Raw genomic sequence first — 25,558 nt, 5'->3', positions numbered from 1 at the left:
TGGTTCTCCCCTTTCTTCCCCTACGCCTGTGCCGGGGCCGCTGCGGGCCGGCCGGCGACGATGAGCGCGTCGTCGAGTTCCTCGTTCAGGTCGATGACCAGTCTGCCGTCCTTGGCGAAGTGCGCGAGCACGTCGCCGACGTTGCGGGCGAGCAGGTTCGTCGCGGTGTTGGAGACGTCGCTGGCCAGATACGGCGCGCCGATGATGGTGACGCCGCCGTCGGTGACACTCGTGCCGACCGTGGAACCTTCGACGTTGCCGCCGAGATCGCTGGCCGCGCAGTCGACGATCACCGCGCCGCGCTTAAGGCCGTCCACGCCGGCCTTGGTGAGCAGTACCGGGGGCTTACGGCCGGGCACCTTCGCGGTGGTGATGATGACATCAAAGCCGGTGGCCTTCTGGTCGACGGCCGCCTGCTGGGCGGCCTGTTCCTCCGGGGTGAGGGCTCGCGCGTAGCCGCCTTCGCCCTGTCCGGCGGAGAAGTCGAGACCGAGGTCGAGGAACTTCGCGCCGAGCGATTCGACTTCACCGCGCGAGGCCGGACGCACGTCGTATGCGGTGACGACCGCGCCGAGCCGGCGTGCCGTGCCGATGGCCTGCAGGCCGGCGATGCCGGCGCCGAGGATGAGCACCTTGGCCGGGCGGATGGTGCCGGCGGCCGTGGTCATCATCGGGAAGAACGATCCGTAGGCGTTGGCGGCGACGAGTGCGGCCTTGTAGCCCATCACGGAGTTCTGCGAGGTCATTTCGTCCATCGACTGCGCGGAGCTGAGCTGGCGGGGCAGTTTCTCCATTGCCACGCCGACCAGTCCGGCCTTGTCGAGCGCGGCCACATATTCGGCGTCGGTGAACGAGCCGAGCATGCCGATCACCCATGTGCCCGGCCTGAGCCGTCCGATCAGTTCCGTGGACGGCCGGTCGACGAATCCGAGCACGTCGGCCTTGTCGATCACCTCGTCGGCGGCCAGCACTTGCGCCCCCGCCTTCACATAGTCATCGTCCGTGTATTGCGCGGCCAGTCCGGCGCCGCTTTCCAACAGGCAGGATACGCCAGCCTTGCGCAACCGTGTGACGATGTCGGGCGTCAATGCGACGCGCGACTCGTGCTCAGATGTTTCGTTAAGAACACCAAACGTCACGACGGCTTCCTGGGTTTCAGCCATGAGAGCCCTTTCTTTCCTAAGCAACCATTGCTTACATGGCCTCAGTGTAGCGAGTCTGCGGAATTTCGGCGCGAGCATCCCACGTAGTGAATACGTATGCAACCGCTGTCAATCGCACATCGCCGTCGTTCAGACCCATCCGCCTCCACCCGAAACGGCCATATGCCGCCTTTCCTTACGCTACCGTAAGGTGACGGCGCGGTAAAGAGCGATTAAGATGTGAAGATTGATTGACCATCGAAGTGGTTTTGAGAACGTCAAGGAGAGTCACGTGTCCGTCATCACCTCATTGAACAAGCAAGCGGCCGGTCTTGTGCAGAAGGCACTGCGGCTGGGGGGTGATTTCGTTCACCCGATCAGCGACGACTCGTCGGACGCACCCGATTACATCTCCCCCGAGAGCATCGTCGACGACAACCGCGCCCTGCCGCACACCGACGAATGGGGCCCGGGATACCCGACCACCACGTTCATCGACCCGCAGACCGGTCTGTTGACCGCGGAAACGGCCGGCAATCCGCCGTTGGACGAGCATACGACCATTTACAGTGTGTACGAGGACCGCGCCCAGCGCATGGGTGATGAGCCTCTGTACACGTTCAAGTCGAACGGTGAATGGGTGACCAAGACGGCCAACGAGTTCCTTGCCGAAGTGCGCAAGGTGGCCAAGGGCCTGCTTCACTACGGTTTGAAGAAGGGTGATGCGGTCGCGTTCATGTGCCGCACGTCGTACGAGTGGGATCTGGCCGACGCGGCGATCATGTCGTGCGGCGGCGTGCTCGCGTCGATCTACGACACCGATTCGGCAGAGCAGATCCGCAACATCGTGAACAACTCCGACGCACGTCTGCTGATCGTGCAGGACACCGCCATGCGCGAGAAGGCGGACGGCGCGATCGAGGAATGCCCGTCGCTCGAGCACATCATCTGCATCGAGACGGGCGGCTTGGACGAGATCGCCGCGTACGGCAGCTCGGTGAGCGACGAGCAGCTCGACGAGCGCATCGCCTCGCTCAAGAAGACCGACCTGTGCTCGATCATCTACACGTCCGGTTCCACGTCCGCGCCGAAGGGCGTCGAGATGACGCACGAGAACTACTGCACGGACGCGTTCAACCTGCGCGACTACATGCCCGATCTGCTCCAGCACGACAAGTCCGGATCCATCCTGCTGTTCCTGCCGCAGGCGCATACGTTCGCACGCGCGATCAACTACATCTGCGTGGCCTCCAACATGCGCATCTACATCGCGACCGGCATCAAGACGCTGCTCGCCGACCTGCAGGTGGCCCGCCCGACCGTAATGATCGTGGTGCCGCGTGTGCTTGAAAAGGTGTATAATGCGGCCTCGCAGAAGGCCGGCCATGGCGCGAAGGGCGTCGTGTTCGCAGCCGCCGTCACCGCCGCGCAGCAGTACATGAAGGAGGTCAGCGAATTCGGCAAGGCCAAGACGCTGACCGCCATGCGTCGCGCCTCGTTCGATCCGATCGTCTACCAGTCGCTGCGCGAGGCGCTCGGTGGACGTGCCAAGTGGATCGTCTCGGGCGGCGCCCCGCTCGACCCGGAGCTGATGAACTTCTTCCGCGGCGCGAACATCCCGGTCTACGAGGGCTACGGCCTGACGGAGACGACCGCTCCGTGCGCGTTCAACCCGCTCGGCGTGCCGTTCCACGAAGGTTCGGTCGGCGTGCCGTTCCCGAGCTTCAAGATCCGCATCGCCGAGGACGGCGAGATCCAGGTCGGCGGTCCGGTCGTGTTCCACCGTTATCACAAGAACGACGAGGCGACCGAGAACGCGTTCACGCCGGACGGCTGGCACGCGACCGGCGATCTGGGCCGGCTGGACGACGATGGATTCCTGTACATCACCGGCCGTAAGAAGGATCTCATCATCACCGCCGGCGGCAAGAATGTGGCGCCCGGTCCGATCGAAGAGGTGATTCAGCGCTGCGAGTTCGTCTCGCACGCGTTGGTGCTCGGCGACAAGCGTCCGTTCATCTCGGCGCTCATCACGCTGGACGAGGAGACACTGCGTCCGTGGCTGGAGGCGAAAGGCCTCGACCGCAACATGTCGCTGGAGGACGCGGCGGCCAACGCGGCCGTGCGCGCCGAAGTGCAGAAGTGGGTCGATCAGGCGAACGAGGGCGTCTCCCGCGCCGAATCCGTGCGCAAGTTCATCATCCTGCCCGAGGACTTCACCCAGGAGAATGGTCTGATGACCGCCTCTCTCAAGGTGATCCGTCCGAAGGTCATCAAGCGCTACTCCACCCTGCTCAACACGCAGATGTACACCAAGCGGAAGTAACATCCGCTCCAACAACGAAGTAAGGCTCCCAATCGGGAGCCTTACTCATATCCGCGGCAACAAGCCGCGAAGCGATCCTAAGAGTTGGAAGAATTAGAATCCCAGCCGCTCAAGCTGCTTGGCTGAGCCGTTAAACGGACAGTCCAGTGGACTGTCCGTAGGCGAAGTGAGCGGCCGCGATAGCGAGCCGCGAAGCGATCCTAAGCAGCTGGAAACATTAGAATCCTAATTTTTCCAGCTGCTTAGGATCGGACTGCCAACCCTTGGCAACCTTGACGTGCAGGTCAAGCTTGGCTTTGCCGCCGACGATGCGGTTGACCGGCGTGCGCAGCTTCTTTTTGACACGTACGAGATGCTCCGCGCCCTTGCCGATGATGATCGGCTTCTGCGAATCACGCTCCACATACACGGAGACGAGCACCTGAATCTTGCCATCGTAGGACGCGCCGGACTCATTGTCCTGCGGGTATTCGATCGAGTCGACGACCACGGCCAGCGAATGCGGCAGCTCGTCGTCCAGCTCCTCGAGGAACGCGCCGCGCACCAGCTCGGCGATCGTTTCCGCGGGCCGCTCCTCGCTGATCTGGTCGTCCGGATACATCTGTGGGCCTTCGGGCGTGTGGTCGATGAGCACATTCTTCACTTCATTCAGATTGTCGTGCTCGAGCGCGCTCACGGGCACGATGTCCGAGAAGTCGGCGAATTCGTTGATCTCGATGAGCTTGTTGATGAGCTGTTCGCGGTTGAGCTCGTCGATCTTGGTGACGATCGCGATCAGCGGCACCTTCCACTTGAATGTGCCGTCGTCGCGCTTGGTCGCGAAATCGGCGCGGAGCCTGCTCAGGATGCGTTTGTCGCCGGGACCGATCTCCTGATCCGCCGGCAGCAGGAACGCGACGACGTCGACTTCGGACAGCGATTCCTCGACGATATCGTTGAGACGCTGGCCGAGCAGCGTGCGCGGGCGGTGGATGCCCGGCGTGTCGACCAGCACAAGCTGCGCGTTGTCGGTGGTGAGAATGCCTCGGATGGCCTTACGCGTGGTTTCCGGGCGGGACGACGCGATGGCGATCTGCTTGCCGATCAGCGCGTTGATCAGCGTGGATTTGCCGACGTTCGGACGGCCTACCACCGCCACGAAACCGGAACGGTACGGCTGTTCGCCCTGCACCGGACCGTCGTTCGCCGTATCCGCCGCCGTCTCGTGCACGCTGGCACCGTCCTCGTCGTATTGCTGCTCGATATCGCTCATGTCACTCCTTGCTGCTGTCGTCACGGCCCGCGCGTTCGGCGGTCTGCGTACCATTGTCGGCGCTGTCGTCTGCTTCACTCGATGAATCGACATCTTCCCCGACGCCCTCGACGTGCGCCGGTTCCACAACGATGGTGGATACCTTCTTGCGTCGTCCGGCGGAATCCACGGCGGTCAGGCGCAGGCCGCGCGTCACGGCGGACGCCCCGACGATCGGCACCCGACCTATCAGCTTGGTCAGCAGGCCGTACACCGTGTCGACGTCGTCCTCGTCGATGTCGATCTCGAAGATCTCCTCCAGGTCGGCGATCGGCGTACGCGCCGGCATGCTCCACTTGTGGTCCCCGATCTTCTCTGGCTCGGCGTGCTGTGTGCGATCGTGCTCGTCCTCGAGTTCGCCCACGATCTGCTCGATCGCATCCTCGATGGTCACGAGTCCTGCTATACCGCCATATTCGTCCACGACGATGGCCACATGCTGGCGAGTGCGCTGCATCTCATGGAACAGGTCGTCCACGGGTTTCGATTCGGGCACGAGCATTGGCTGGCGGATGATCGACGCGACCTCACGGCTAGTCGCCGCAGGGTTGAACGCCGTGGCCCGCACCGCGTCCTTGAGATAGGCGACGCCGATCAGATCGTCCACATCGTCGCCGATCACCGGCACACGGGAGAAGCCAGAGCGCGAGCACAATTTGAGCATACTTTCGAGCGTCTCGGTTTTCTCAATGCAGATCATGTCGGTGCGCGGCACCATGATCTCACGCGTGAGCGTCTCCGACAACGTGAGCACATTGCGCAGCATTTCGGAGACTTCCGGATCGAAATCGTTCGCCTCGACGAGACGGTCGATGGTGGCGCGCCCCTGTTCGAGCTGGATCTTCTCAAGTTCCTCGTCGTCCGACAGATCGGAATCGCGGTCGCGCTTCTTCGGGTCGCGCTGGCCGCCGACGCGGGCGAACGGGGTCAGCCACGCGGCGATCGATACGAGCGTGGCACGGCCGAGCATGATGTCGACCGGTTTGAGCGCCCCCGCCGAACGCGGGCGCACGAGGATCGACACGACGCCCACGATGATCGCGAACACGAATCCGACGAGCAGTTCCGCCCACAACGGCGCCTCGAACAGCGCGGCGATGCAGGCGACCAGCACGCCGTCGAGCACGTTGCAGGTGATGCGGAAGAACGCGCATGAGCCGGCCGTCGCGTACCGGTCGGCGATCAGATGCTGCACCTTGTGGATCCGGCCGATCTTCTTCATGCGCAGGAACTGCGAAGTCTCCGCATCGGTCTGCACTTCGAGGATGAGGTTGTTGAGGCTGGCCCGCGTCACGCGCGAGACGGCACCTTCGGCCGCGGCCAGCGTGAGCGAAAGCCACACCAGCAGGGCGGCCACGAGGATGAGTATAACGGTCAGCACTATCGCCGACGTGTCGGATGGCATCTGGATTCCTTACAGGTTGAGGACGGTTCGTGGATTGGAAGGATGGGTGGCTTGATGATTGACGGTGACGCTCATGCGCGGCGACTATGCGTCGTCATGCCGGAAAGTCGACCGACACGACGACGCACCGACAGGACTCACTCAGTGACCGAGCTGACGGTTGTTACCGTGGACCCGATCGTATTCGGCGAGCACGTCGGGGGTGCCGGCCGGCAGGACGACCGGGTCACCGATGGTCTGGCGCACCGCGATGAACGTGAGCAACAGCTGACGTTGCAGACCGAACATCTGGCGCTCCTGCTCGGGTCCGACATGGTCATAGCCGAGCAGATGGAGGATGCCATGAATGGTGAGCAGCATCATCTCCTCGAGCGTGCTGTGGCCTGCCGAAGCGGCCTGCTGGGCGGCCACCCACGGGCAGATGACGAGATCGCCGAGCACACCTTCCATCACGGTCTTGCCGTCACCGGGGCGCAGCTCGTCCATCGGGAAACTCATCACATCGGTTGGCCCCTCGAGATTCATCCAACGCTCGTGCAGCTCGGCGATGGGTTCGGGGTCGACGAACAGGATGGTCAGATCGGACTGCGTGCTCACGCGCATCTGGTCCATCACCCACACGCCGAGGTCGGAGAACACCTTCGGATCGATGGTCCAAGGGGTTTCGTTGGTGACATCGACGCTCATCGCCGTTCGTCCTTTCCTTCGTTGCTGTCTCTCGTCGTATCGGCCGGCGCGGCACCGTTCGCGGCACCGATATGCAGTCCGCGCTGTTTGGCCTCGCCGTATTCGCGGCGGGCCTTGGTGCTGTGGTCGCCGGCGATGGCCGAATGTCGTTCGTATGCGGCGACGATCTGGCCGACGAGCCGGTGACGCACCACATCGGCGGCTTCCAGATGCGCGAACGCGATGTCGTCAATGCCGCCGAGGATATGCTCGATGGTGGCCAGGCCCGACCTCGGCACAGTCAGATCGACCTGCGTGATGTCGCCGGTGATGACCATCGTCGTGTTGAAACCCAATCTGGTCAGGAACATCTTCATCTGCTGCTCGGTCGTGTTCTGTGCCTCGTCGAGGATCACGAACGCATCGTTGAGCGTGCGGCCACGCATATAGGCGAGCGGCGCGACCTCGATCGTGCCGTCGTCCATGTAACGGCGCATCTGGTCAGAGCCAAGCATGTCCGAGAGCGCATCGTACAACGGGCGCAGGTACGGATCGACCTTCTCGTTGAGCGTTCCCGGCAGGAAACCGAGGTTCTCCCCCGCCTCGACGGCCGGACGCGTCAGGATGATGCGTCGGATCTTCTTCTCCTGGAACGCCTGCACGGCCTTGGCCACGGCAAGGTACGTCTTGCCAGTGCCGGCGGGGCCGATGGCGAACGTGATCGTATGCGATTCGATCGCGTTGACGTAGGCGATCTGGCCGGCGGTCTTCGCACGGACCGGGACTCCCAACGCATAGGTGATGACGCCCGGTACGCGGGGCTTGCGTTGTGCCGCATCGTCCGCATGGATGTCGGGCATGGTCTCGGAGGCGTGCGGGCCGCCGCCCGAGAGGAACATCGATCGGCCGGATCGCATGGCACGACCGGGCTGTCCGGTACGTCCCGCGAACCGTTCCTGCCGCACACGGTTGGGCAGCACCTGCTGGTCGATCATCCTGCGCACGGTGTCGGCGTCCATCGGCGCGCTGTACGCCGCCTGGATGATCGTGTTGACCACGTCCTCGGCCTGCGCGGCCTGAGATTCGGTCTGCTTGCCGTGCGACATGATCGCGACGCGGTTGCCGCGCACGATGATGGTCAGCTCAGGGAACGCTCGTTCGACTTCCCGCAGCACCTCGTCGACGGGACCGAGCACGGCGACCGGGTCAAGTTCGGCGGGGATGGTGATGGTTCGTGTCGTCGTCGCCACGGGCTACTCGTCCAGGGTCTCGCCGGTGAGCACGTGGGCGTGCACGTGGAACACGGTCTGGCCGGCGTCAAGGCCGGTGTTGAAGATCAGGCGGTACGCGCCGTGGAACTCCTGGTCGGCGATGGACTGGGCGACCTCGACGATGTGGGCGAGTTCGGCCGGATCGTCCTTGGCGAGCTCCGCCACGTTCGCGTAATGCTTGCGCGGCACGATGAGCACGTGCACCTTGGCCTTCGGGTTGATGTCCTTGAAGGCATAGGTGGTGTCGTCCTCGTACACCTTCGTGCTGGGGATCTGACCCGCGATGATCTTGCAGAACAGGCAGTCCGTGGACTCGCTCATATCGCTCCTTTGTTGCGTTTCGTTGCCGTCTTCCATGCTATTGCGCAGGGTGGTCGTTTGGCTGCGGGAATATGGGGTCGCATGCGGACGATCGGTCCGACGGCCGGCGTCGCGCATTTCCCACGCCTTGGGGAATCCGCTTACATGCGGCCAAGCGTGCGGGCCAGCAGCGTCAGCGCGACCGGGCCGGCGGTTGCCGCCCTGAGGATGTTGCCGCCCAGCACGCACACGTGTGCCCCCGCGTCACGGAACGCGGAGACCTCGTCCTCGCTGATGCCGCCCTCCGGGCCGACCATCACGTTGATGGTGCGAGTCCTGCCGTCGTCCAAGCACCGGTCAGCCAACTGCCGCGCCAACGTCTCGATGCCGTCCCAGGTATCGGTCGCGTCCTGATGAAGCACGACGACCAGATCGCCGTGCACGCAGGCGCGCCGGCAGATGGCAAGCATCTGTTTGCTGGTGACGCATTCGGACAGTTCCGGCATCCATGCGCGACGAGACTGCTCGGTTGCGGCGGCGAGCACCTGGCTCCATTTACGGTCGGTGCGTCCGGCCTTCCATTTGGCGATCGAGCGGTCGGCCTGCCACGGGATCACCTGATCGACGCCGATCTGCGTGGCCATGTCGATGGCCTGTTCGTCATGGCCGGTCTTCGCCAGCGCCTGGATCAAGGCGAGTCTGGCGACCGGCTGGGGTTCGCGGCCGACTTCGCGCACTTCGGCCAACCCGGCCGCGGCGTCGGCGATCACGGCGTGGATGCGCAGCCCTTCGCCGTCGGACAGATCCAGTTCGTCGCCGTCCGCCAGCCGCATCGCCTGGATGGCGTGCCGGCGCACCGAAGACGGCAACGTGAGCTTCCATCCGGTGTTGAGCTCGTCGCTGTTCACCGGCACATCGTCATGCGCAGGATCGAGAAGAAACAGAGGATTCGTCATGGGCACTAGGCTACACAATCCCTGCAACGAAACGAAAACCGTTGCGGCCATTGACGACACGCCGCAAGAGAGAATCGATTTGACGATCGGTGCCGAGTGAGTATAGTTATCGGTTGTTGTCTGAACAACGCACTCGTCCGGGTGGCGGAATGGTAGACGCGCTAGCTTGAGGTGCTAGTGCCTATTTTATACAGGCGTGTGGGTTCAAGTCCCATCTCGGACACGAGCGAAACCCCGTGGAAACACGGGGTTTTCTTGTATCTACCGTGACTATCGACGATCAGCGGAGGCTTCCTTGCGGTTCATCACCATCGATTCCATCGACGACGAACGTGTCGCGGCATACACGAACCTGACCGAAATCCAGCTGCGCAACCGCTTGGAGCCGGCCAAAGGCCTGTTCATCGCAGAATCCCCCAAGGTCATCGACCGGGCGCTCGCGGCTGGTCGTGAGCCGATTTCGCTGCTGGTCGAGGAACCGTGGATCGAAGGCATGGCCAGCACGTTCGCGTTCGTGGACGCGCATTGGGGGCCTGACATTCCCGTGTATGTCGCCTCTCCCGAACAGCTGAAGCAGCTGACCGGATACCGTCTGCACCGCGGCGCGCTGGCCGCGATGCGTCGATGGCCGCTGCCGTCCGTGGCCGAGGTGTGTCGAGACGCCCGTCGCGTCGCGGTCATGGAGAACATCGTCGACCATACGAACGTCGGCGCGCTCATGCGTTCGGCTGCGGCCCTCGACGTGGACGCCGTGCTCGTGACCCCCTCATGCGGGGATCCTCTGTACCGGCGCGCCGCCCGGGTGTCGATGGGCACCGTCTTTCAGATCCCGTGGACCCGCATCGGCACGGAATCGAAGCACGCATGGCCGTTCGACGGACTGAAGGAGCTGCATGATCTCGGCTTCACCACCGTGGCAATGGCGTTGACCGACGACTCGATCAGCCTGGACGAATTGGTGCGCCGGCTGAACAACGATGCGGCGGCGTCCGACCATATCGACAAACTGGCGTTGATCTTCGGCACCGAGGGCGACGGGTTGAGCCGGCACACCATCGCGAACGCCGATCTGACGGTGAAGATCCCGATGAGCCACGGCGTGGACTCGCTCAACGTGGCCGCGTCGAGTGCCGTCGCCTTCTATTCGACCGCAGTTCGCTGAAAAGTCACGAAATTACGGCGACATGCCAGCGTGGTTGCCTTGCGTGTCGCCGAATTTGTGCGAGTATTGACAGTGTCGCCCCTGCGATGAAGCGTGGGTGCAAGCAGTTCGGTGTCGCAAGACGCTGTGGATGACCGAAAGAGAGGAGCATCGGATGGCGAAGAACAAGCAGAAAATCCTGTCCATCGTCCTGGCTGGCGGTGAAGGAACTCGCCTGATGCCGTTGACCCGTGATCGCGCGAAGCCCGCAGTCCCCTTCGGAGGCGTGTTCCGCCTGATCGATTTCCCGTTGAGCAACCTGGTGAATTCGGATTACCGTCACATCATCGTGCTCACGCAGTACAAGTCCCATTCCCTCGACCGTCACATCTCGCAGATGTGGCGTTTCTCCTCCCTGCTGGGCAACTACGTCTCCCCCGTGCCCGCGCAGCAGCGTCTTGGCAAGCATTGGTATCTCGGTTCGGCCGACGCGATCTACCAGACCATCAACATCATCGAGGACGTGCAGCCCGACATCGTCGTGATCGTCGGCGCGGATCACGTCTACCGCATGGACTTCGGCCAGATGGTCGAGCAGCACATCGAATCCGGCGCCGAGTTCACGGTTGCCGGCATCCGTCAGCCGCTCGCACAGTCGAACCAGTTTGGCGTGATCAGCGTGAACCCGAACCACCCGAACCAGATCCGCGAGTTCCAGGAGAAGCCGGCCACGACCGAAGGTCTGCCGGACGATCCGAATTCATTCCTCGCCTCGATGGGCAACTATGTGGCCAACACGGACGCCCTGTTCGACGCGCTTGCCAAGGACGAGAAGGCCGAGGATACGAAGCACGACATGGGCGGCGACATCGCCCCGTACTTCGCGGCACGCGGCGAAGCCGGCGTGTACGACTTCAACACGAACGTCATCCCGGGCGCGACGGAGACCGATCACGCCTACTGGCGCGACGTGGGTACCATCAAGCAGTTCTACGATGCGCACATGGATCTGATCGCCTATGTGCCGGAGTTCAACCTGTACAACCAGGCGTGGCCGATCTACACCGATTCCGGTACGCTGCCGCCGGCCAAGTTCGTGCATGCCGGCCGCGACCGTCTGGGCCACGCGACCGATTCGATCGTCTCCCCCGGTGTGATCGTCTCCGGCGGCGAAGTGCACCACTCCGTGCTTTCGCCGAACGTGCGTATCCACTCGTGGGCGCAGGTCGTCGATTCCGTGCTGTTCGACGGCGTCATCATCAACCGTCGTGCGCGCGTGTACAAGGCGATCCTCGACAAGAACGTCGTGCTCACCGAGAACTCGACCGTCGGCATCGACACCGAGCATGATCTCGAACGCGGCTTCACTGTGACCCCGGAAGGCATCACGGTGGTGCCGAAGGGCACGATCGTCGACGACTGATCGGCAAAACTCATCAGATAGCCTAAAGCCCCGACCATATGGCCGGGGCTTTGTCGTTGCTGTACCGAAGAAAACGGTGGCGCAACAAGCGTATGCCTGTCATGCCACCGAATACCGATGATTTTGGTCGGTTAGTACTTCGGCAGATTGTCGAAGTTGAATCCGAGCGCGGCCAACTGATCACGGCCTTCCGGGGTGATCTTGTCCATCGTCCAACGCGGCTGCCACGTCCAGTCGATGCGGAATTCCTCAACCAGACCGGCCAACGTGCTCGCGCACTCGTCCTCGATGAGATCGGTGAGCGGGCAGGCAGGGGTGGTGAGTGTCATCGTGATGATCGCGCGGCCGAGTTCGTCGATTTCGATACCGTAGACCAAGCCGAGGTCGATCACGTCGATACCAAGCTCCGGGTCGATGACCTGATGCAGGGCCTCCTTGACATCCTCAGCGGTGGCGCGGCCGATGTCGTCCACGGCCTTGAGCGGAATGTCATCCTCGCTGCTGTGCTCACCCTCATGGCCGCATTCGCTTTTCGGATGACGACCGCACGCGCACATTTCGACGTCGCCGTTCGCTGCCGAGCTGGCCGGCGCGGGACGTCCGTTCGGGAAGCCCGCAGCCAGATTCGGATTGGCCATCACGCGACGAGCGGCCTCCTCGTCGCCCAGCACCTTGTTCACCGCATCGAACACCGACGGCTCGGGTTCCGGCACCAGATTGTCGCTCATATCACTCCAGACATTGTGGGAAACAGTTGGTATTCAATATACTCCGGCTCCCCTCTCCCGAGGAGAGCCGGAACCATCATTTCGCTGCCAGCGCCTTGGCCACCGAATCGCGCATGCCTTCCCAGCCGAGCAGGGCGCATTTGATGCGCATCGGATATTTGGACACGCCTTGGAACACGACCGCGTCCTCGAGCTTCTCCTCCTTGGCGTCGTCGTTCAGTCCGGCACCGCGCGATTCCATCAGCTCGTGGAAGTCGCGGAACAGGTCCATCGCTTCGTCCACGGTCTTGCCCGCGCACAGATCGACCATCACCGACAGGCTCGCCTGCGAGATGGAGCAACCATGGCCGTCCCATACGAGACGTTCGATGCGATGCGGTTCGGCGTCGGAGACTTCGACGTGCACGGTCGCCTCGTCGCCGCAGGTCGGGTTGAACTGGTGGGATTCTCCCGGCGTGCAGTATTCATGGCTGGCTCGGATCGTGCTGTCGCCGGCCGACGCGCTGTCTTCCGACGCGAGATCGGGCGCGAAGGATTCCTTGCCGTGCGGATCACGCGCGGCTTCAAGGATGACCTCCTGATACATCTGTTCGAGATCATCGCCGCTCATACCAAAATCGTTCATGTATCACACCTTAAAGAACGGACGGACTTTCGCCACTGCCTCGACCAGCGCAGCCGCGTCGTCGACGCTGTTGTACACGCCGCTCGACGCACGGTTGGACGCGTACAGGCCGAAGTGACGGTGCACCGGCTGGGCGCAGTGGTGGCCGACGCGGATGGCGATGCCCTGCGCGTCGATGAACTGGCCGACATCGTGCGGGTGCACGCCGGCCACGTCGAACGCGACAGTGCCGATGCGATCCACGTTCTCGCGCGGTCCCAAGATGCGCACGCCGTCGATGTCTCCGAGCTTCAGGAGTTCCGCGGCGATGGTCTTCTCATGCGCCTCGATGTTCTCCAACCCGATGGTCATCATCCATTCGGCGGCCACACCGGCGGCCACGACCTGCGCGACCGGCTGCGTACCGGCCTCGAAGCGTGCCGGCGGTTCCATGTACTGCGCGGGCTTGTCCATCCACGCGAGTTCGACCATCGACCCGCCGAAGTTCGCCGGCGGCAGCGCCTCGAGCAGCTCGCGCTTGCCGTACAGAAAGCCGACGCCGGTCGGACCGTACATCTTGTGCGCGCTCCACGCGGCGAAGTCGACGTCCATCGCATGGAAATCGACCTTGAGATGCGGCACCGACTGGCATGCGTCAAGAATGAACACGGCACCGACCTCATGGGCACGGCGCACGATGGGAGCTATGTCGGTGATCGCGCCGGTGGTGTTGCCCACGTGCGTGATCGCCACGACCTTGGTGCGCTCGGTGATGACCTCGTCGGCCATATCGGAGCGGATGCGGCCGTCTTCGGTCAGGTCGAACCATTTGAGCGTCGCGCCAGTGCGGTAGGCCAGTTCCTGGAACGGCAGCAGCACCGAATGGTGCTCGGCCTTGGACACGACGATCTCGTCACCGGGCTTCAAGGCGAACCGCTTGGCGGCCGCTCCCCCGCGCCCGAGGCTTGCGTTGCCGAATGCCGTTGCCAGCAGGTTCAGGCCGGCTGTCGCGCCACCGGTGACGACGACCTCCTCCTGTCCTTCCTCGGCGTTCGCGCCGACCAGACGCGCGACCTTGGCACGCGCCTCCTCAAACGCGACGGTCGAACGGGCCGCCAGCTCGTGCGCACCACGATGCACACCGGCGTTGATCGTACGGTAAAAGTCAGCCTCCGCGTCGATCACGCACTGCGGTTTCTGCGAGGTCGCCGCCGAATCGAGATACACGAGCGGATGCCCATGCACCTCCTGATCCAAAATCGGGAACTGCCCCCGAATCGCTGCAAAATCAACCATATATTCCCCTTATTTATACGTCCGGCACAGCCCTTCACTGTAGTTCCAGCAGTGGCCGCGGTAGGCTGGGATGTTCTATTCTCGACACGCTCCGGGGCGCTCGCCCAAGTCTTACGGTCGCGAACAGAACATCCCCCACCCTACCGCTCCGTCGTTGATCAACTTACGTAATACAAACTCAAGTTGTCAGAACGTAACAGCTGAGTGCAAGAGAGTGTGGGGCGGGGATATGCGTATCGAGACCGTAAGACTCGGCCGAGCGGCCCGGAGCGTGTCACGATATGCATATCCCCGCTCCACACGGCAACGCTGGAACTGAGCGAACTAGCTGAACGAAAGCGACTTACGCCAGCGCGGATTCGGAGTCGGCGCCCTCGGGCAGGTACGCGTCGTAGCCGTGCTCTTCGAGTTCGTCGGCCAGCTCCGGGCCGCCGGTCTTGACGAAGTGGCCGTCGGCGAAGACGTGCACGATGTCCGGCTTGATGTACTTGAGGATGCGAGTGTAGTGCGTGACCATGAGGATGCCGAAGTTGTTGGCCTCCTTGGCGCGGTTCACGCCTTCGGACACGATGCGCAGCGCGTCGACGTCAAGACCGGAGTCGGTTTCGTCGAGGATCGCGAACTTGGGCTTGAGCAGTTCGAGCTGGAGCACTTCGGCGCGCTTCTTCTCGCCGCCGGAGAAGCCTTCGTTGACGGAGCGCGTGGCGAACTTCGGATCCATGCGCAGACGCTTCATGGCTTCGGACAGTTCTTTGGTCCAGGTGCGGATGGCCGGCGCCTTGCCGTCGACCTCGGTCTTGGCGGTGCGCAGGAAGTTGGTCATCGACACGCCCGGCACTTCGACCGGATACTGCATGGCGAGGAACAGGCCTTCCTTGGCACGCTCGTCCGGGGTCTGCTTCAAGATGTCGACGCCGTCGAGCAGCACCTCACCCGAATCGACCTCGTACTTGGGGTGGCCGGCCAGCGTGTAGGCGAGTGTGGACTTGCCGGAGCCGTTGGGGCCCATGATGGCGTGCGTCTCGCCGGAGTTGACGGTCAGGTTCACGCCCTTGAGGATCTGCTTGCGGCCTTCCTTGGTTTCGACGGAGGCGTACAGGTCCTTGATTTCCAGAGTGGACATTGGATTCTCCTGTGATTGACGAATGAAAGTCTTGGGTTACTTGTCTTCGAGCACTGCCTGCATGGCCGCGTCCTCGCCGCGGGCGAGGCGGCGGTCGATCACGTCCATGAGATGCTGGGCGACGGAGGGCACGCCGATCTCCTCGACGAGTTCGCCGAAGAAGCCGCGCACGACGAGCTTGCGGGCCTCGGTTTCGGGGATGCCGCGCGACTGCAGGTAGAACAGTTCCTCGTCGTCGAAGCGGCCGACGGAGCTGGCGTGGCCGGCGCCGATGATGTTGCCGTTTTCGATTTCGAGGTTCGGCTCGGAGTCGGCGATCGCTCCGGGGGTGAGCACGAGGTTGCGGTTGAGCTCGTAGGAGTCGGTGCCGGGCGCGGTGGGCGCGATCAGGGCGTTGCCGACCCACGTGGAGTGCGCGTCCTTGCCGTCGAGCGCGCCCTTGTAGACCACGCGGGACTTGCATTCGGGATGGTTGTGCACCACCATCGTGCGGTGTTCGATGTGCTCGCCCGGGTCGACGAAGTAGATGCCGAGCATGTTGAGGTCGCCTTGCGGCCCGCCGAAGTCCTGGTCCATGCGGATGCGCACGACGTCGCCGCCGAGTGTGACGACGGAGTGGCGCAGCGAGGCGTTTTCGCCGACGTGGATGCGGTGGTTGCCGACGTGCTTGGAGCCCTTGTCCCATTCCTGGATGAACGTGGCGGAGACGTGGGAGTCCTTGCCGGTGGTGATTTCGATGCCTTCGGCGAGGCGCGCGGTGCCGTTGTGCTCGACGACGACGTCGCCGTGCGTGCCATCGGCCGCGGCGATGACCAGATGCAGCGCGTCGAGATCCTCGCCGCCGCCGATCACGCGAATGAGCACGGGCTGGGCGAGCTCGCCCTTCAGCTCGACGACGGTGGCGGTGTGACCGGAGTTCCATTCGACGACGGACGCGCGGTCGTTCGGCTTGGATACGGTGCCGGAGCCGCCTTCGCCGAGCTTGGTCTGGCTGACGGTCACATGATCCGGGTCGACAGGCGTGCCGTCGACGTTGGAGATGACCAGCGTGGTCTCGCCGCTCGGCTTGAACACGTCGAAGAATTCCTCGATGCGTTCGAGCGGTGTGTAGCGCCAGTCCTCCTGCTTGCGGGTCGGCTGCGGGAAGTCGGCCACGTCGAACGAGCGCGGTTCCTTGTCGGCGCTCGACGGCATGGCCGCCGGGATCGCGTACGGGTCGTTCGGGTCAGCGACGGGAATGTTGAGTTCAGTTGTGTTCGATGCCATGGGAATCAGCCCACCGATCCTTCCATCTGCAGTTCGACCAAACGGTTCAGTTCGAGCGCGTATTCCATCGGCAGCTCGCGGCTGATCGGCTCCACGAAGCCGCGCACGATCATGCCCATGGCTTCCTTCTCCTCGAGGCCGCGGCTCATCAGGTAGAACAGCTGGTCTTCGGAGACCTTGGAGACGGTCGCCTCATGCGCCATCGTCACGTCATCCTCGCGCACGTCCACATGCGGGTATGTGTCGGAACGGCTGAAGTCGTCGACGAGCAGCGCGTCGCAGACGGTCGAGTTCGAGGAACCATACGCGCCGTCGACGATCTTGACGAGGCCGCGGTAGGCGGAACGTCCGCCGCCGCGCGAGATCGACTTGGCAACGATCGTGGACTTGGTGTGCGGGGCAAGGTGGATCATCTTCGCGCCGGTATCCTGGTACTGGCCCTTGCCGGCGAAGCCGAGCGACATCGTGGACGCGGTGGCGTACGGTTCGGCGAGGATGCAGGCCGGGTACTTCATAGTGGCCTTGGATCCGATGTTGCCGTCGACCCATTCCATCGTGCCGCCCTCGCGCACGTAGGCACGCTGGGTGACGAGATTGTACACGTTGTTCGACCAGTTCTGCACGGTGGTGTAGCGCACGCGGGCATGCTTCTCGACGATGATCTCGACGATGGCGGCGTGCAGCGAATCCTCGGACCAGATCGGGGCGGTGCAGCCTTCGACGTAGTGCACGTAGGAGCCCTCGTCGGCGATGATGAGCGTGCGTTCGAACTGTCCCATGGCCGGCGTGTTGATGCGGAAATAGGCCTGCAGCGGGATGTCGACGTGCACGCCCTTGGGGACGTAGACGAACGAGCCGCCGGACCATGCGGCGGTGTTGAGCGCGCCGAACTTGTTGTCTTCCGGGGAGACGACGGTGCCGAAGTACTTGCGCACGAGATCAGGGTATTCGCGCACGGCGGTGTCGGTGTCGACGAAGATCACGCCCTGCTTCTTGAGGTCCTCCTGAATGGAGTTGTAGATGACCTCGGATTCGTACTGCGCGGCGACGCCGGAGACGAGACGCTTCTTCTCGGCCTCCGGAATGCCGAGACGGTCGTACGTGGAGCGGATGTCGTCCGGCAGTTCTTCCCACGTCTTGGCCTGCTTGTCGATCGGCTTGACGTAGTACTTGAAGTCGTCGGCGTTGAAGCCGGACAGGTCGACGCCCCAGTCAGGCATCGGCTTGTCAAGGAATGCCTTGAAGCCACGCAGACGCATGTCGAGCATCCATTGCGGCTCACCCTTGTCAGCACTGATGGCTCGTACGACGTTCTCGTCAATGCCTCGCTTCGCGGCCTCGCCGGCCGCATCGGAATCATGCCAGCCGTAGCTGTAGTCGCCGAACTGCTGGATGATCTCGTCATCCTGTTTGATTTTCTCCTCGTTGACGCGGGCACGATCGGCCACATACTGGCTCATCTCCACGTCAGCCGCGGCGTTTGGCGCTTGGTTTTCGCTCACCGTACGCTTCCCTCCAATCGACTTCACAACGTTCCTACGTAAACCTAACAGATACCGGGGTCCGACTTAAGCGTCCGCGTCGAATATTGGCTCAGCGCAAACGTGATGAGCGTAACAGCACGCCGCCGGCGCGGCACGGCCCGAAACGGACGAACCCCGCCCTGGGGCGGGGTTCGTATCGGCTCACCGGGAAAGGTCAGACCTGAACGTGCACGGAGGTGCCCATGACGGCCCAGCCGTAGAACCATTCGGCCTGGTCCCAGCCGATGCCGACGCAGCCGTGGGAGGTGTTGCCGAGCGCGGCGACCTGCGAGTCGTTCATGGCGGTCTGCGTGGCGATGCGGTGGATCGCGCAGCCGGAGTGCGAGAAGTAATTGACGTAGCCGACGCCCTTGACGTCCCATGATTCCTTGGAACCGTCGGACAGGGTGAGGTTGCCGCTCATGTCCTGCGACTCGTACTTGAGCCAGATGGTGAAGTCGCCGGTCGGCGTGCACAGGTCGCCGCCCGTGCATTCGCCGGTCTTGCGGTCGTTGCCCTGGCCGGCGGACATGCTCATCGTTCGGATGAGCTTGTCGTTCTCGTAGGCGTATACCTTGTTGTCGGACAGGTCGACGATGACGTGGCGCTTGGTTTTCTTGGTCTGCATCGGGTCGACGGTGCCTTCGACGGTGACGGATCCGCCGCCGTTGGCGAGGGCCGCGACCGCGTCGTGGCCGACGTTCGTGTCGCCGTCGGCGGCGATGGTCACGCCGTCATGGCCTTCCTTGAGCACGTCGATCTCGTCGCCGTTGTTGTTGACGATGACGTCTCGATCCTCGCGGTTTGTTTGCAGTGTCGTCTTGATGGAGTCGTCGTAGTACTGCTGCAGTTTGTTCGCGTCGAAGACGACGTATCCGCTGCGCGTCTCGCTGTCGGCGAGCTTGCCGTTCTCATTGGCGTCGATGCGCGTCGATGCAGCCAGTGCCGCGGCATCGATCGTGGCGATCTGATGGTCGTCGATGGTGATCGAGACGGGGTTTTGCACCAGATTGTCGAGGGTTGCTTTCGCTTGGTTGGCGATATCGTCGCTCACCGCCGGCGAGGTCGCGTCGAGCTTCACCTCGACGGTCTGGGTCGATGCGCCGCCGAGCGTCTCAACGGCCTTCACCGCCGCCTGCGCCACGGGAACCGGGTCGGCACCTTGGCCCTGCTGGCCGGGGACGACGTCGAATCCACTGGCGTCGGCGTTGAGTTGCACTGCGGCATCGACCGGCTTGACTTCCTCGATGGACAGCTTGGCGTTCAGCGTATCCGGCACCGCGGCATCCGCATTGGCCGGCTCCGTGCTGACGTCCGCGGTGTTCCAGAAGGCGTAGCGCTGCCACCATGCATCGTCGCGCTTGGCGTCCATGACCTGCGTCGCGATCGCGTCGGAGTCGACGCTCAGGCCGAGATCCTTGAGCGTGACCTTCGCGGTGGTGCCGTTGTAGGAGGCGTTGACGGCCGTGCCGTTCACGGCATCGTCGATCTGGGAGACGATCTGCTCGTACGAACGACCGGTGACCGGCGTGCCCCACAGGGTGACCCCGGGGAGCGCATGGGATTGGAAGAACCAGATGCCGCCTCCCGCAACGGCTCCGAGAACCGCGAGGACGGCCAGTACGATCCACGGCCATATCACATGGCGCTTGCGAGGGCGGATCGAGGACCGGGCCTCGTCCGACGGTGCGGACGCGGCGAAAGCGCTCAGATCAAGCGGAGCGAAGACGGCGGTGGACTCGCCGTCAGCAGAGGCACCGGCCTTGCTCATATTGTTCTCGTTCATATCGCGGTTCGTTTCCTTCAGTTGCCGGATGGTACCGGCATATCGTGCACTGCCCCTCATTATGCATCATGGCCATGAACTCATACGAGCTCATGGCCATGATCGTCACAGGCTGTGAATCATTTCACAGTACGGCGCATCACATCAGTGGCGACCGGCCTCCTGATGGTCGAGCGCGGCCTTGACCAGGCCCGCGAACAGCGGATGCGGCTTGGTCGGGCGGGACTTGAACTCCGGGTGCGCCTGAGTGGCCACGTAGAACGGGTGCACGTCCTGCGGCAACTCGACGAACTCGGTAAGTTCGCCGTCCGGGCTCTGGCCGGAGATGCACAGGCCGGCCTCGCGCAGACGGTCCTTGTACGCCACGTTGACCTCGTAGCGGTGACGGTGACGCTCGGTCACATGCGTGGTGCCGTACAGTTCAGCCACGAGCGAACCTTCCTCGAGGACGGCCGGGTAGGAGCCGAGGCGCATGGTGTGGCCCATGTCGCCGTGGCCGGCGACGATGTCCTTCTGCTCCTCCATCGTGGCGATGACCGGGTTCGCGCACTCCGGCTCGAATTCGGTGGAGTTCGCGTCCTCGATGCCGAGCACGTGGCGCGCGTATTCGATGACCATCGACTGCAGGCCGAGGCACAGGCCGAGCGCCGGCAGCTTGTTCTCACGCGCGTACTTGAGCGCGCCGATCTTGCCGTCGATGCCGCGGATGCCGAAGCCGCCGGGGATCACGATGCCGTCGACCTGGTCGAGCGCGGCGGCCGCGCCCTCCTCGGTCTCGCACTTGTCGGCCGCGACCCACTTGACGTTGACCTTGGCCCAGTTGGCGAAGCCGCCGGCCTTGATGGCCTCGGTGACGGACAGGTACGCGTCCGGCAGGTCGATGTACTTGCCGACGATCGCGATGTTGACCTCGTGCTTCGGGTGGTGCACGCGTTCGAGCAGGTCAGCCCACTCGTCCCAGTCGACGTCGTGGAACGGCAGACCGAGCTCGCGCACGACGTACGCGTCGAGACCCTCGTTGAACAGGATCTTCGGCACGTCGTAGATGCTCGGCGCGTCCACGCAGTTGACCACGCCCTCCTCGTCCACGTCGCACATCAGGGAGATCTTGTCCTTGATGGACTTGTTGAGCGGGCGGTCGGAACGCAGCACGAGCGCGTCCGGGGTGATGCCGAGCTGACGCAGCATCATGACGGAGTGCTGGGTCGGCTTGGTCTTGAGCTCGTGGGCGGCGGAGATGTACGGCACGAGGGAGACGTGCACGAACATGCAGTTCTCCGCGCCGAGGTCGCGGCGCACCTCGCGGGCGGCCTCGAGGAACGGCTGGGATTCGATGTCGCCGACGGTGCCGCCGATCTCGGTGATGATCACGTCGACGTCGTCGGACGCCTGGGCGCGCATGCGGGACTTGATCTCGTTGGTGATGTGCGGGATGACCTGCACGCACTGGCCGAGGTATTCGCCGGCACGCTCCTTGCGCAGCACCTCCTGGTAGATCTGGCCGGTGGTGACGTTGGCCTTCTGGCTCAGGAAGACGTCGAGGAAGCGCTCGTAGTGGCCGATGTCGAGATCGGTTTCGGCGCCGTCCTCGGTCACGTAGACCTCGCCGTGCTGGAACGGGTTCATCGTGCCCGGGTCCACGTTGATGTACGGATCGAGCTTCTGCTGGAGAACGTGGATGCCGCGACTGCGCAGCAGGCGGCCAAGTGAAGATGCGGTCAGGCCCTTGCCGAGGGAGGAAACCACGCCGCCGGTGACGAAGATATGCTTGGTGACGTGTTCTTGGGAATTACCATGTTGTCTTCTAACCATGGAATTTCACTCTATCATCCACATATGACCCGGCGTGTTACCGCAAACAGGCCCGCCCAAGCATCCACGGTTCGCGTGGGATCATGCCTGGACGGGCCCGGTAATGGAATCATGCAGGACACGCTGGTGCGCGTGGCCGCGGTCCGCCTACTCGTTGACGAGGTGCGCGATGGCTTCGAGGGCGAGCTTGTAGCCGTAGAAACCGAGCCCGGTGATGGTGCCGGTGGCCACCGGGCTGATGACGGAGCGCTTGCGGAATTCGTCGCGGGCGGACGGGTTGGAGATGTGCACCTCCATGAGCGGCAAGCCGGCGTCGCCGACCATGTGCGCCGCGTCGGAGAGCGCATACGAGTAGTGTGTGAACGCGGCCGGGTTCATGACGACTGGCGTCTTCTCGTCGGCGGCCTGGTGCATCCAGTGCACCATTTCGGACTCGTCGTCGGTCTGTCGTACTTCGACGTCGAGACCGAGTTCGGCGCCCCATGCGGTGCACAGGCGGCGCAGCTCCTCAAGATCCTGACGCCCGTAGACGTCGGGCTGACGGACACCGAGACGGCCGAGGTTCGGTCCGTTGACGACGATGACTGTGGTCATGATGGCTCCTTTTTGCTGATGTGCTGGCGGCTTGGCTTAGTGCTGAATGCGGCGGAACGCCTCTTCGACCGCGTCCGCCGGCGGGTCGTCGAGATGCACGGGGTGTCCGATACCGTCGAGCACGACGAAGCGCAGCTTGTTGCCGCGTGCCTTCTTGTCGCGATGCATGAGCGCGAGCACGTCCTCGAACGAACCGCCGTTCCATGAGGTCGGCAGACCGAGCGAGGCGAGCAACGAACGATGGTAATCGACCAGATCACGGTCGATGTAGCCGAGCAGCGAGGCCAGTTCGGCCGCGTACACCATACCGACGGCGACCGCGTTGCCGTGCCGCCAGCGGAAGTGCTCAAGCTTCTCGATCGCGTGGCCGAGCGTGTGCCCGTAGTTGAGGAACTCGCGCAGGCCCGCCTCCTTGAGGTCGGCGGAGACGTGCCGCGCCTTGACCTTCACGGTGCGTTCGATGAGTTCGGCGACCACGTCCTCAAGCGGCGAGCCGATGAGCGTCGCGCCGTCGAACGCGCGCAGTTCGTCCGCGTGGTCCTCGAGGATGCGCAGGATCTCCGGATCCGAGATGAATCCGGATTTGGCGACCTCGCCGAGGCCTTCGATGAAGATGTCGTTCGGCAGGGAGGCGAGCGTGGTCGTATCGGCGAGCACGCCGGCCGGCGTGTAGAACGAGCCGACGAGGTTCTTGCCGACCTTCGTGTTGATGCCGGTCTTGCCGCCGGTGGACGCATCGACCATGGCAAGCAGCGAGGTCGGGCAGTTCACATAACGGATGCCGCGCATCCATGTGGCGGCGACGAAGCCGGCCAGATCGGTGGCCGCTCCTCCGCCCACGCCGACCACGGCGTCGGATCGGGTGAAGCCCTCGTTGCCGAGACGTTCCCAGATGCCGTTCGCCACGGTGATGGTCTTGCCGGCCTCGGCGTCGGGGATGACGATGTCAGAGACCTCGTAGCCGGCCTGGCGCAGCAGGGCGCGGGCGCGATCGGAGTGCCGCTGCACGGGCTGCGTGTGGATGAGCGCGATGCGTGCCGGCTTGTCGCCGAGCACGCCGGCGAGATGGTTGAGCGCCCCTTCGCCGATGCGCACGTTGTAGTCGTCCGCGGCGACGACATCGACGTGGACGACGCGTTCCTCGATCATGTTCATCACCTTTCTCGCTGCCATCTGCGGCGTGGATCCGTGGGTGCGTACGTGGATGTTGGCGATGCGGGTGAACACCGGGTCGCGCTGCTGATACAGCCGCATCCAGCGTTCGTTGGCGTCGCCGCCGTTGAGCATGGGACGCCCGCCGCCGCGGTTGGCCCGTTCCATCGCTTCCTTCGGATCGGCCTGCAGATAGATCACACGGCCGCCATCGGCGATGTAGCCGGCCAGCGCGTCCTGCGTGGCCGGGGTCATCGGGGCGCCGCCGCCGAGCGCGAACAGACCGTCAAAATTGGTCAGCGTGCGGCGTATCAAGTCGCTTTCGACCTCTCGGAATGCCGGTTCGCCGTATTGCGCGAAATAGTCGGGGATCGACATGCCGACTTCGCGTTCGATCTCGAGATCGGCGTCGCGGAACGGCAGACCGAGCATCTGCGAGACCTCTCGGCCGACACGGGTCTTGCCTGCGCCCATCATGCCGATGATGACGGCGACGGGATGTCGCGTACCGGAATCGCTCATCGCATGTGCTCCGGCCAGGAGGCGAGGTAGCCGGCCGCGTTGCGGCGGATCTCTTCGACGCTGTCGCCACCGAACTTCTCAAGCACGAACTTCGCCAGCGTGAGTCGCACCATCGCTTCGGCCACGACGGACGCGGCCGGCACGGCGGTCGAATCGGAACGCTGGTTGATGGCGGCGGCCGCGTCGCCGGATGCGACGTCGACGGTGCGCAGGGCCCGCGGAATGGACGGGATCGGCTTCATCGCGGCGCGCACGCGGATCGGTTCGCCGTTCGACATACCGCCTTCGATACCGCCCGCACGGTTCGTGAGCCTCGTGATATGGCCGTCTTCGCCCGGCACCATCTCGTCGTGCGCCTGGGAGCCGGCACGCACGGCTTCGAGAAAGCCATCGCCGATCTCCACACCCTTGATGGCCTGAATGCCCATGACCGCACCGGCCAGCGCCGCGTCCAGTCGGCGGTCGGATTCGACGTACGTGCCGAGTCCGGCCGGCACGCCGTAGGCGATCACCTCGATCACTCCGCCGACGGTGTCGGCGTTCGCCTTGATCTCGTCGATGCGCGCGATCATGCGGGCCTCGGCATCCTTGTCGAGCGTGCGCACGGGCGACGCGTCCAATGCGGCGACGTCGTCCGGCGTCGGCAGCACGCGGTCGCCGGCCGTCTCGTCCACGCCGGCCCCGCCAATGGACAGCACATGGGCGACGGTGCGGATGCCGACCGTCTGTTCAAGGAACTTCGCGGCCACCGCGCCAAGCGCAACGCGCGAGGCGGTCTCGCGGGCGCTGGAACGCTCGAGCACCGGACGCGCGTCGTCGAATCCGTACTTGCGCATGCCGGTCAAATCGGCGTGGCCCGGGCGCGGACGGCTCAGCGGCGCGTTGCGACCTTCGCGCGGAATGTCATGATCGAGCGGGTCGGAGCTCATCACCTCGGTCCACTTGGGCCATTCGGTGTTCGCGATCTCGATCGCGACCGGCGAGCCGAGCGTGAGCCCGTGGCGCACGCCGGTGAGCAGACGCACCTTGTCCTGTTCGAACTTCATGCGCGCGCCACGTCCGTATCCGAGGCGGCGGCGTGCCAGCGCGTCCACGACGTCGCCGCTGGTCACCTCCACGCCAGCCGGTAGTCCTTCGATCATGGCGACCAGCGCCTCGCCGTGTGATTCGCCCGCCGTCTGCCAGCGCAACATGCCGTTCTCCTTTTTGCTTGTCGTCGTCAACTGCGGGC

At 63.8% G+C, this 25,558-nt stretch carries 21 protein-coding genes and 1 tRNA gene; 4 read left to right on the top strand and 18 right to left on the bottom strand.

All coding sequences use genetic code 11. From position 1 onward, the window contains the following. Window positions 1-20 precede the first annotated feature (20 nt). Window positions 21-1,163: an NAD(P) transhydrogenase subunit alpha gene (locus tag JS541_RS05685; protein ID WP_214373509.1), complete on the bottom strand. Its 1,143-nt coding sequence runs from the start codon at window positions 1,161-1,163 to the stop codon at window positions 21-23. Between the two features lie 271 nt (window positions 1,164-1,434). Between JS541_RS05685 and JS541_RS05680 the strand changes: the two genes are divergently transcribed. After that, window positions 1,435-3,468 carry an AMP-dependent synthetase/ligase gene (locus JS541_RS05680; RefSeq protein ID WP_214373508.1) on the top strand — a complete coding sequence of 678 codons (2,034 nt, stop codon included), beginning with the start codon at window positions 1,435-1,437 and terminating at the stop codon, window positions 3,466-3,468. Window positions 3,469-3,685: 217 nt separating this feature from the next. Here the strand turns inward: JS541_RS05680 and era are convergent, their stop codons facing one another. The 6 genes from era to JS541_RS05650 all read right to left on the bottom strand — a co-directional run bounded on the left by era (window position 3,686) and on the right by JS541_RS05650 (window position 9,357). After that, window positions 3,686-4,720 (bottom strand): GTPase Era, encoded by a 1,035-nt coding sequence (gene era / locus JS541_RS05675; protein ID WP_214373507.1) that lies wholly within the window; start codon window positions 4,718-4,720, stop codon window positions 3,686-3,688. Between the two features lies 1 nt (window position 4,721). Then, window positions 4,722-6,164 (bottom strand): hemolysin family protein, encoded by a 1,443-nt coding sequence (locus JS541_RS05670; protein WP_214373506.1) that lies wholly within the window; start codon window positions 6,162-6,164, stop codon window positions 4,722-4,724. A gap of 141 nt (window positions 6,165-6,305) precedes the next feature. Continuing rightward, window positions 6,306-6,851, bottom strand: coding sequence for an rRNA maturation RNase YbeY (gene ybeY / locus JS541_RS05665; RefSeq protein WP_214373505.1), 546 nt, complete (start codon window positions 6,849-6,851; stop codon window positions 6,306-6,308). Continuing rightward, window positions 6,848-8,080 carry a PhoH family protein gene (locus JS541_RS05660; protein ID WP_214373504.1) on the bottom strand — a complete coding sequence of 411 codons (1,233 nt, stop codon included), beginning with the start codon at window positions 8,078-8,080 and terminating at the stop codon, window positions 6,848-6,850. The genes ybeY and JS541_RS05660 overlap by 4 nt, the downstream gene beginning before the upstream one ends. Before the next feature lie 3 nt (window positions 8,081-8,083). Continuing rightward, window positions 8,084-8,422 carry a histidine triad nucleotide-binding protein gene (locus tag JS541_RS05655; protein WP_214373503.1) on the bottom strand — a complete coding sequence of 113 codons (339 nt, stop codon included), beginning with the start codon at window positions 8,420-8,422 and terminating at the stop codon, window positions 8,084-8,086. A gap of 140 nt (window positions 8,423-8,562) precedes the next feature. After that, window positions 8,563-9,357, bottom strand: a complete 795-nt coding sequence (locus tag JS541_RS05650; RefSeq protein ID WP_214373502.1) for a 16S rRNA (uracil(1498)-N(3))-methyltransferase — start codon at window positions 9,355-9,357, stop codon at window positions 8,563-8,565. Window positions 9,358-9,492: 135 nt separating this feature from the next. Between JS541_RS05650 and JS541_RS05645 the strand changes: the two genes are divergently transcribed. The 3 genes from JS541_RS05645 (at window position 9,493) to glgC (ending at window position 11,921) form a co-directional block, all read left to right on the top strand. Then, window positions 9,493-9,580, top strand: a tRNA-Leu gene (locus tag JS541_RS05645). A gap of 72 nt (window positions 9,581-9,652) precedes the next feature. Continuing rightward, window positions 9,653-10,519 carry an RNA methyltransferase gene (locus JS541_RS05640; protein ID WP_214373501.1) on the top strand — a complete coding sequence of 289 codons (867 nt, stop codon included), beginning with the start codon at window positions 9,653-9,655 and terminating at the stop codon, window positions 10,517-10,519. Window positions 10,520-10,673: 154 nt separating this feature from the next. Beyond that, window positions 10,674-11,921 carry a glucose-1-phosphate adenylyltransferase gene (gene glgC, locus JS541_RS05635; protein ID WP_214373500.1) on the top strand — a complete coding sequence of 416 codons (1,248 nt, stop codon included), beginning with the start codon at window positions 10,674-10,676 and terminating at the stop codon, window positions 11,919-11,921. 131 nt (window positions 11,922-12,052) lie between these two features. Here glgC and JS541_RS05630 read toward each other — a convergent pair whose 3' ends face one another. The 11 genes from JS541_RS05630 to aroC all read right to left on the bottom strand — a co-directional run bounded on the left by JS541_RS05630 (window position 12,053) and on the right by aroC (window position 25,520). Beyond that, window positions 12,053-12,649, bottom strand: a complete 597-nt coding sequence (locus JS541_RS05630; RefSeq protein WP_214373499.1) for a metal-sulfur cluster assembly factor — start codon at window positions 12,647-12,649, stop codon at window positions 12,053-12,055. 76 nt (window positions 12,650-12,725) lie between these two features. Then, on the bottom strand, window positions 12,726-13,274 hold the full coding sequence (gene sufU, locus JS541_RS05625; protein WP_214373498.1) for a Fe-S cluster assembly sulfur transfer protein SufU: 549 nt from the start codon (window positions 13,272-13,274) through the stop codon (window positions 12,726-12,728). Between the two features lie 3 nt (window positions 13,275-13,277). Further along, a complete protein-coding gene (locus JS541_RS05620; RefSeq protein ID WP_214373497.1) occupies window positions 13,278-14,549 on the bottom strand; it encodes a cysteine desulfurase in 1,272 nt (423 codons plus the stop codon). 343 nt (window positions 14,550-14,892) lie between these two features. Continuing rightward, a complete protein-coding gene (sufC, locus tag JS541_RS05615; RefSeq protein WP_152358532.1) occupies window positions 14,893-15,672 on the bottom strand; it encodes a Fe-S cluster assembly ATPase SufC in 780 nt (259 codons plus the stop codon). A gap of 36 nt (window positions 15,673-15,708) precedes the next feature. Further along, complete coding sequence (gene sufD / locus JS541_RS05610; protein ID WP_214373496.1) at window positions 15,709-16,938, bottom strand: Fe-S cluster assembly protein SufD; 1,230 nt, start codon at window positions 16,936-16,938, stop codon at window positions 15,709-15,711. 5 nt (window positions 16,939-16,943) lie between these two features. Next, window positions 16,944-18,398: a Fe-S cluster assembly protein SufB gene (sufB, locus tag JS541_RS05605; protein WP_051923850.1), complete on the bottom strand. Its 1,455-nt coding sequence runs from the start codon at window positions 18,396-18,398 to the stop codon at window positions 16,944-16,946. A 238-nt stretch (window positions 18,399-18,636) separates the two neighbouring features. Beyond that, on the bottom strand, window positions 18,637-20,247 hold the full coding sequence (locus JS541_RS05600) for a L,D-transpeptidase (protein ID WP_214373495.1): 1,611 nt from the start codon (window positions 20,245-20,247) through the stop codon (window positions 18,637-18,639). A 144-nt stretch (window positions 20,248-20,391) separates the two neighbouring features. Then, complete coding sequence (locus JS541_RS05595) at window positions 20,392-22,059, bottom strand: CTP synthase (protein ID WP_214373494.1); 1,668 nt, start codon at window positions 22,057-22,059, stop codon at window positions 20,392-20,394. 147 nt (window positions 22,060-22,206) lie between these two features. After that, window positions 22,207-22,653, bottom strand: coding sequence for a type II 3-dehydroquinate dehydratase (gene aroQ, locus JS541_RS05590; protein WP_214373493.1), 447 nt, complete (start codon window positions 22,651-22,653; stop codon window positions 22,207-22,209). 36 nt (window positions 22,654-22,689) lie between these two features. Then, window positions 22,690-24,327, bottom strand: coding sequence for a bifunctional shikimate kinase/3-dehydroquinate synthase (locus tag JS541_RS05585; RefSeq protein ID WP_214373492.1), 1,638 nt, complete (start codon window positions 24,325-24,327; stop codon window positions 22,690-22,692). After that, a complete protein-coding gene (gene aroC, locus JS541_RS05580) occupies window positions 24,324-25,520 on the bottom strand; it encodes a chorismate synthase (RefSeq protein WP_214373491.1) in 1,197 nt (398 codons plus the stop codon). The genes JS541_RS05585 and aroC overlap by 4 nt, the downstream gene beginning before the upstream one ends. Window positions 25,521-25,558: the final 38 nt, after the last annotated feature.

This window comes from Bifidobacterium sp. SO1 (genome assembly GCF_018555335.1).
Taxonomy (GTDB): Bacteria; Actinomycetota; Actinomycetes; order Actinomycetales; family Bifidobacteriaceae; genus Bifidobacterium; species Bifidobacterium simiiventris.
This window is presented reverse-complemented; position numbering and strand designations above follow the sequence as displayed.

What these genes read in the sequence shown, in the direction of transcription:
- JS541_RS05685 (WP_214373509.1), bottom strand. Translation starts at nt 1,163, where the DNA reads ATGGCTGAAACCCAGGAAGCCGTCGTGACGTTTGGTGTTCTTAACGAA.
- era (WP_214373507.1), bottom strand. Translation starts at nt 4,720, where the DNA reads ATGAGCGATATCGAGCAGCAATACGACGAGGACGGTGCCAGCGTGCAC.
- JS541_RS05670 (WP_214373506.1), bottom strand. Translation starts at nt 6,164, where the DNA reads ATGCCATCCGACACGTCGGCGATAGTGCTGACCGTTATACTCATCCTC.
- ybeY (WP_214373505.1), bottom strand. Translation starts at nt 6,851, where the DNA reads ATGAGCGTCGATGTCACCAACGAAACCCCTTGGACCATCGATCCGAAG.
- JS541_RS05655 (WP_214373503.1), bottom strand. Translation starts at nt 8,422, where the DNA reads ATGAGCGAGTCCACGGACTGCCTGTTCTGCAAGATCATCGCGGGTCAG.
- JS541_RS05650 (WP_214373502.1), bottom strand. Translation starts at nt 9,357, where the DNA reads ATGACGAATCCTCTGTTTCTTCTCGATCCTGCGCATGACGATGTGCCG.
- glgC (WP_214373500.1), top strand. Translation starts at nt 10,674, where the DNA reads ATGGCGAAGAACAAGCAGAAAATCCTGTCCATCGTCCTGGCTGGCGGT.
- JS541_RS05630 (WP_214373499.1), bottom strand. Translation starts at nt 12,649, where the DNA reads ATGAGCGACAATCTGGTGCCGGAACCCGAGCCGTCGGTGTTCGATGCG.
- sufU (WP_214373498.1), bottom strand. Translation starts at nt 13,274, where the DNA reads ATGAACGATTTTGGTATGAGCGGCGATGATCTCGAACAGATGTATCAG.
- JS541_RS05620 (WP_214373497.1), bottom strand. Translation starts at nt 14,549, where the DNA reads ATGGTTGATTTTGCAGCGATTCGGGGGCAGTTCCCGATTTTGGATCAG.
- sufC (WP_152358532.1), bottom strand. Translation starts at nt 15,672, where the DNA reads ATGTCCACTCTGGAAATCAAGGACCTGTACGCCTCCGTCGAAACCAAG.
- sufD (WP_214373496.1), bottom strand. Translation starts at nt 16,938, where the DNA reads ATGGCATCGAACACAACTGAACTCAACATTCCCGTCGCTGACCCGAAC.
- sufB (WP_051923850.1), bottom strand. Translation starts at nt 18,398, where the DNA reads ATGAGCCAGTATGTGGCCGATCGTGCCCGCGTCAACGAGGAGAAAATC.
- JS541_RS05600 (WP_214373495.1), bottom strand. Translation starts at nt 20,247, where the DNA reads ATGAACGAGAACAATATGAGCAAGGCCGGTGCCTCTGCTGACGGCGAG.
- JS541_RS05595 (WP_214373494.1), bottom strand. Translation starts at nt 22,059, where the DNA reads ATGGTTAGAAGACAACATGGTAATTCCCAAGAACACGTCACCAAGCAT.
- aroQ (WP_214373493.1), bottom strand. Translation starts at nt 22,653, where the DNA reads ATGACCACAGTCATCGTCGTCAACGGACCGAACCTCGGCCGTCTCGGT.
- JS541_RS05585 (WP_214373492.1), bottom strand. Translation starts at nt 24,327, where the DNA reads ATGAGCGATTCCGGTACGCGACATCCCGTCGCCGTCATCATCGGCATG.
- aroC (WP_214373491.1), bottom strand. Translation starts at nt 25,520, where the DNA reads ATGTTGCGCTGGCAGACGGCGGGCGAATCACACGGCGAGGCGCTGGTC.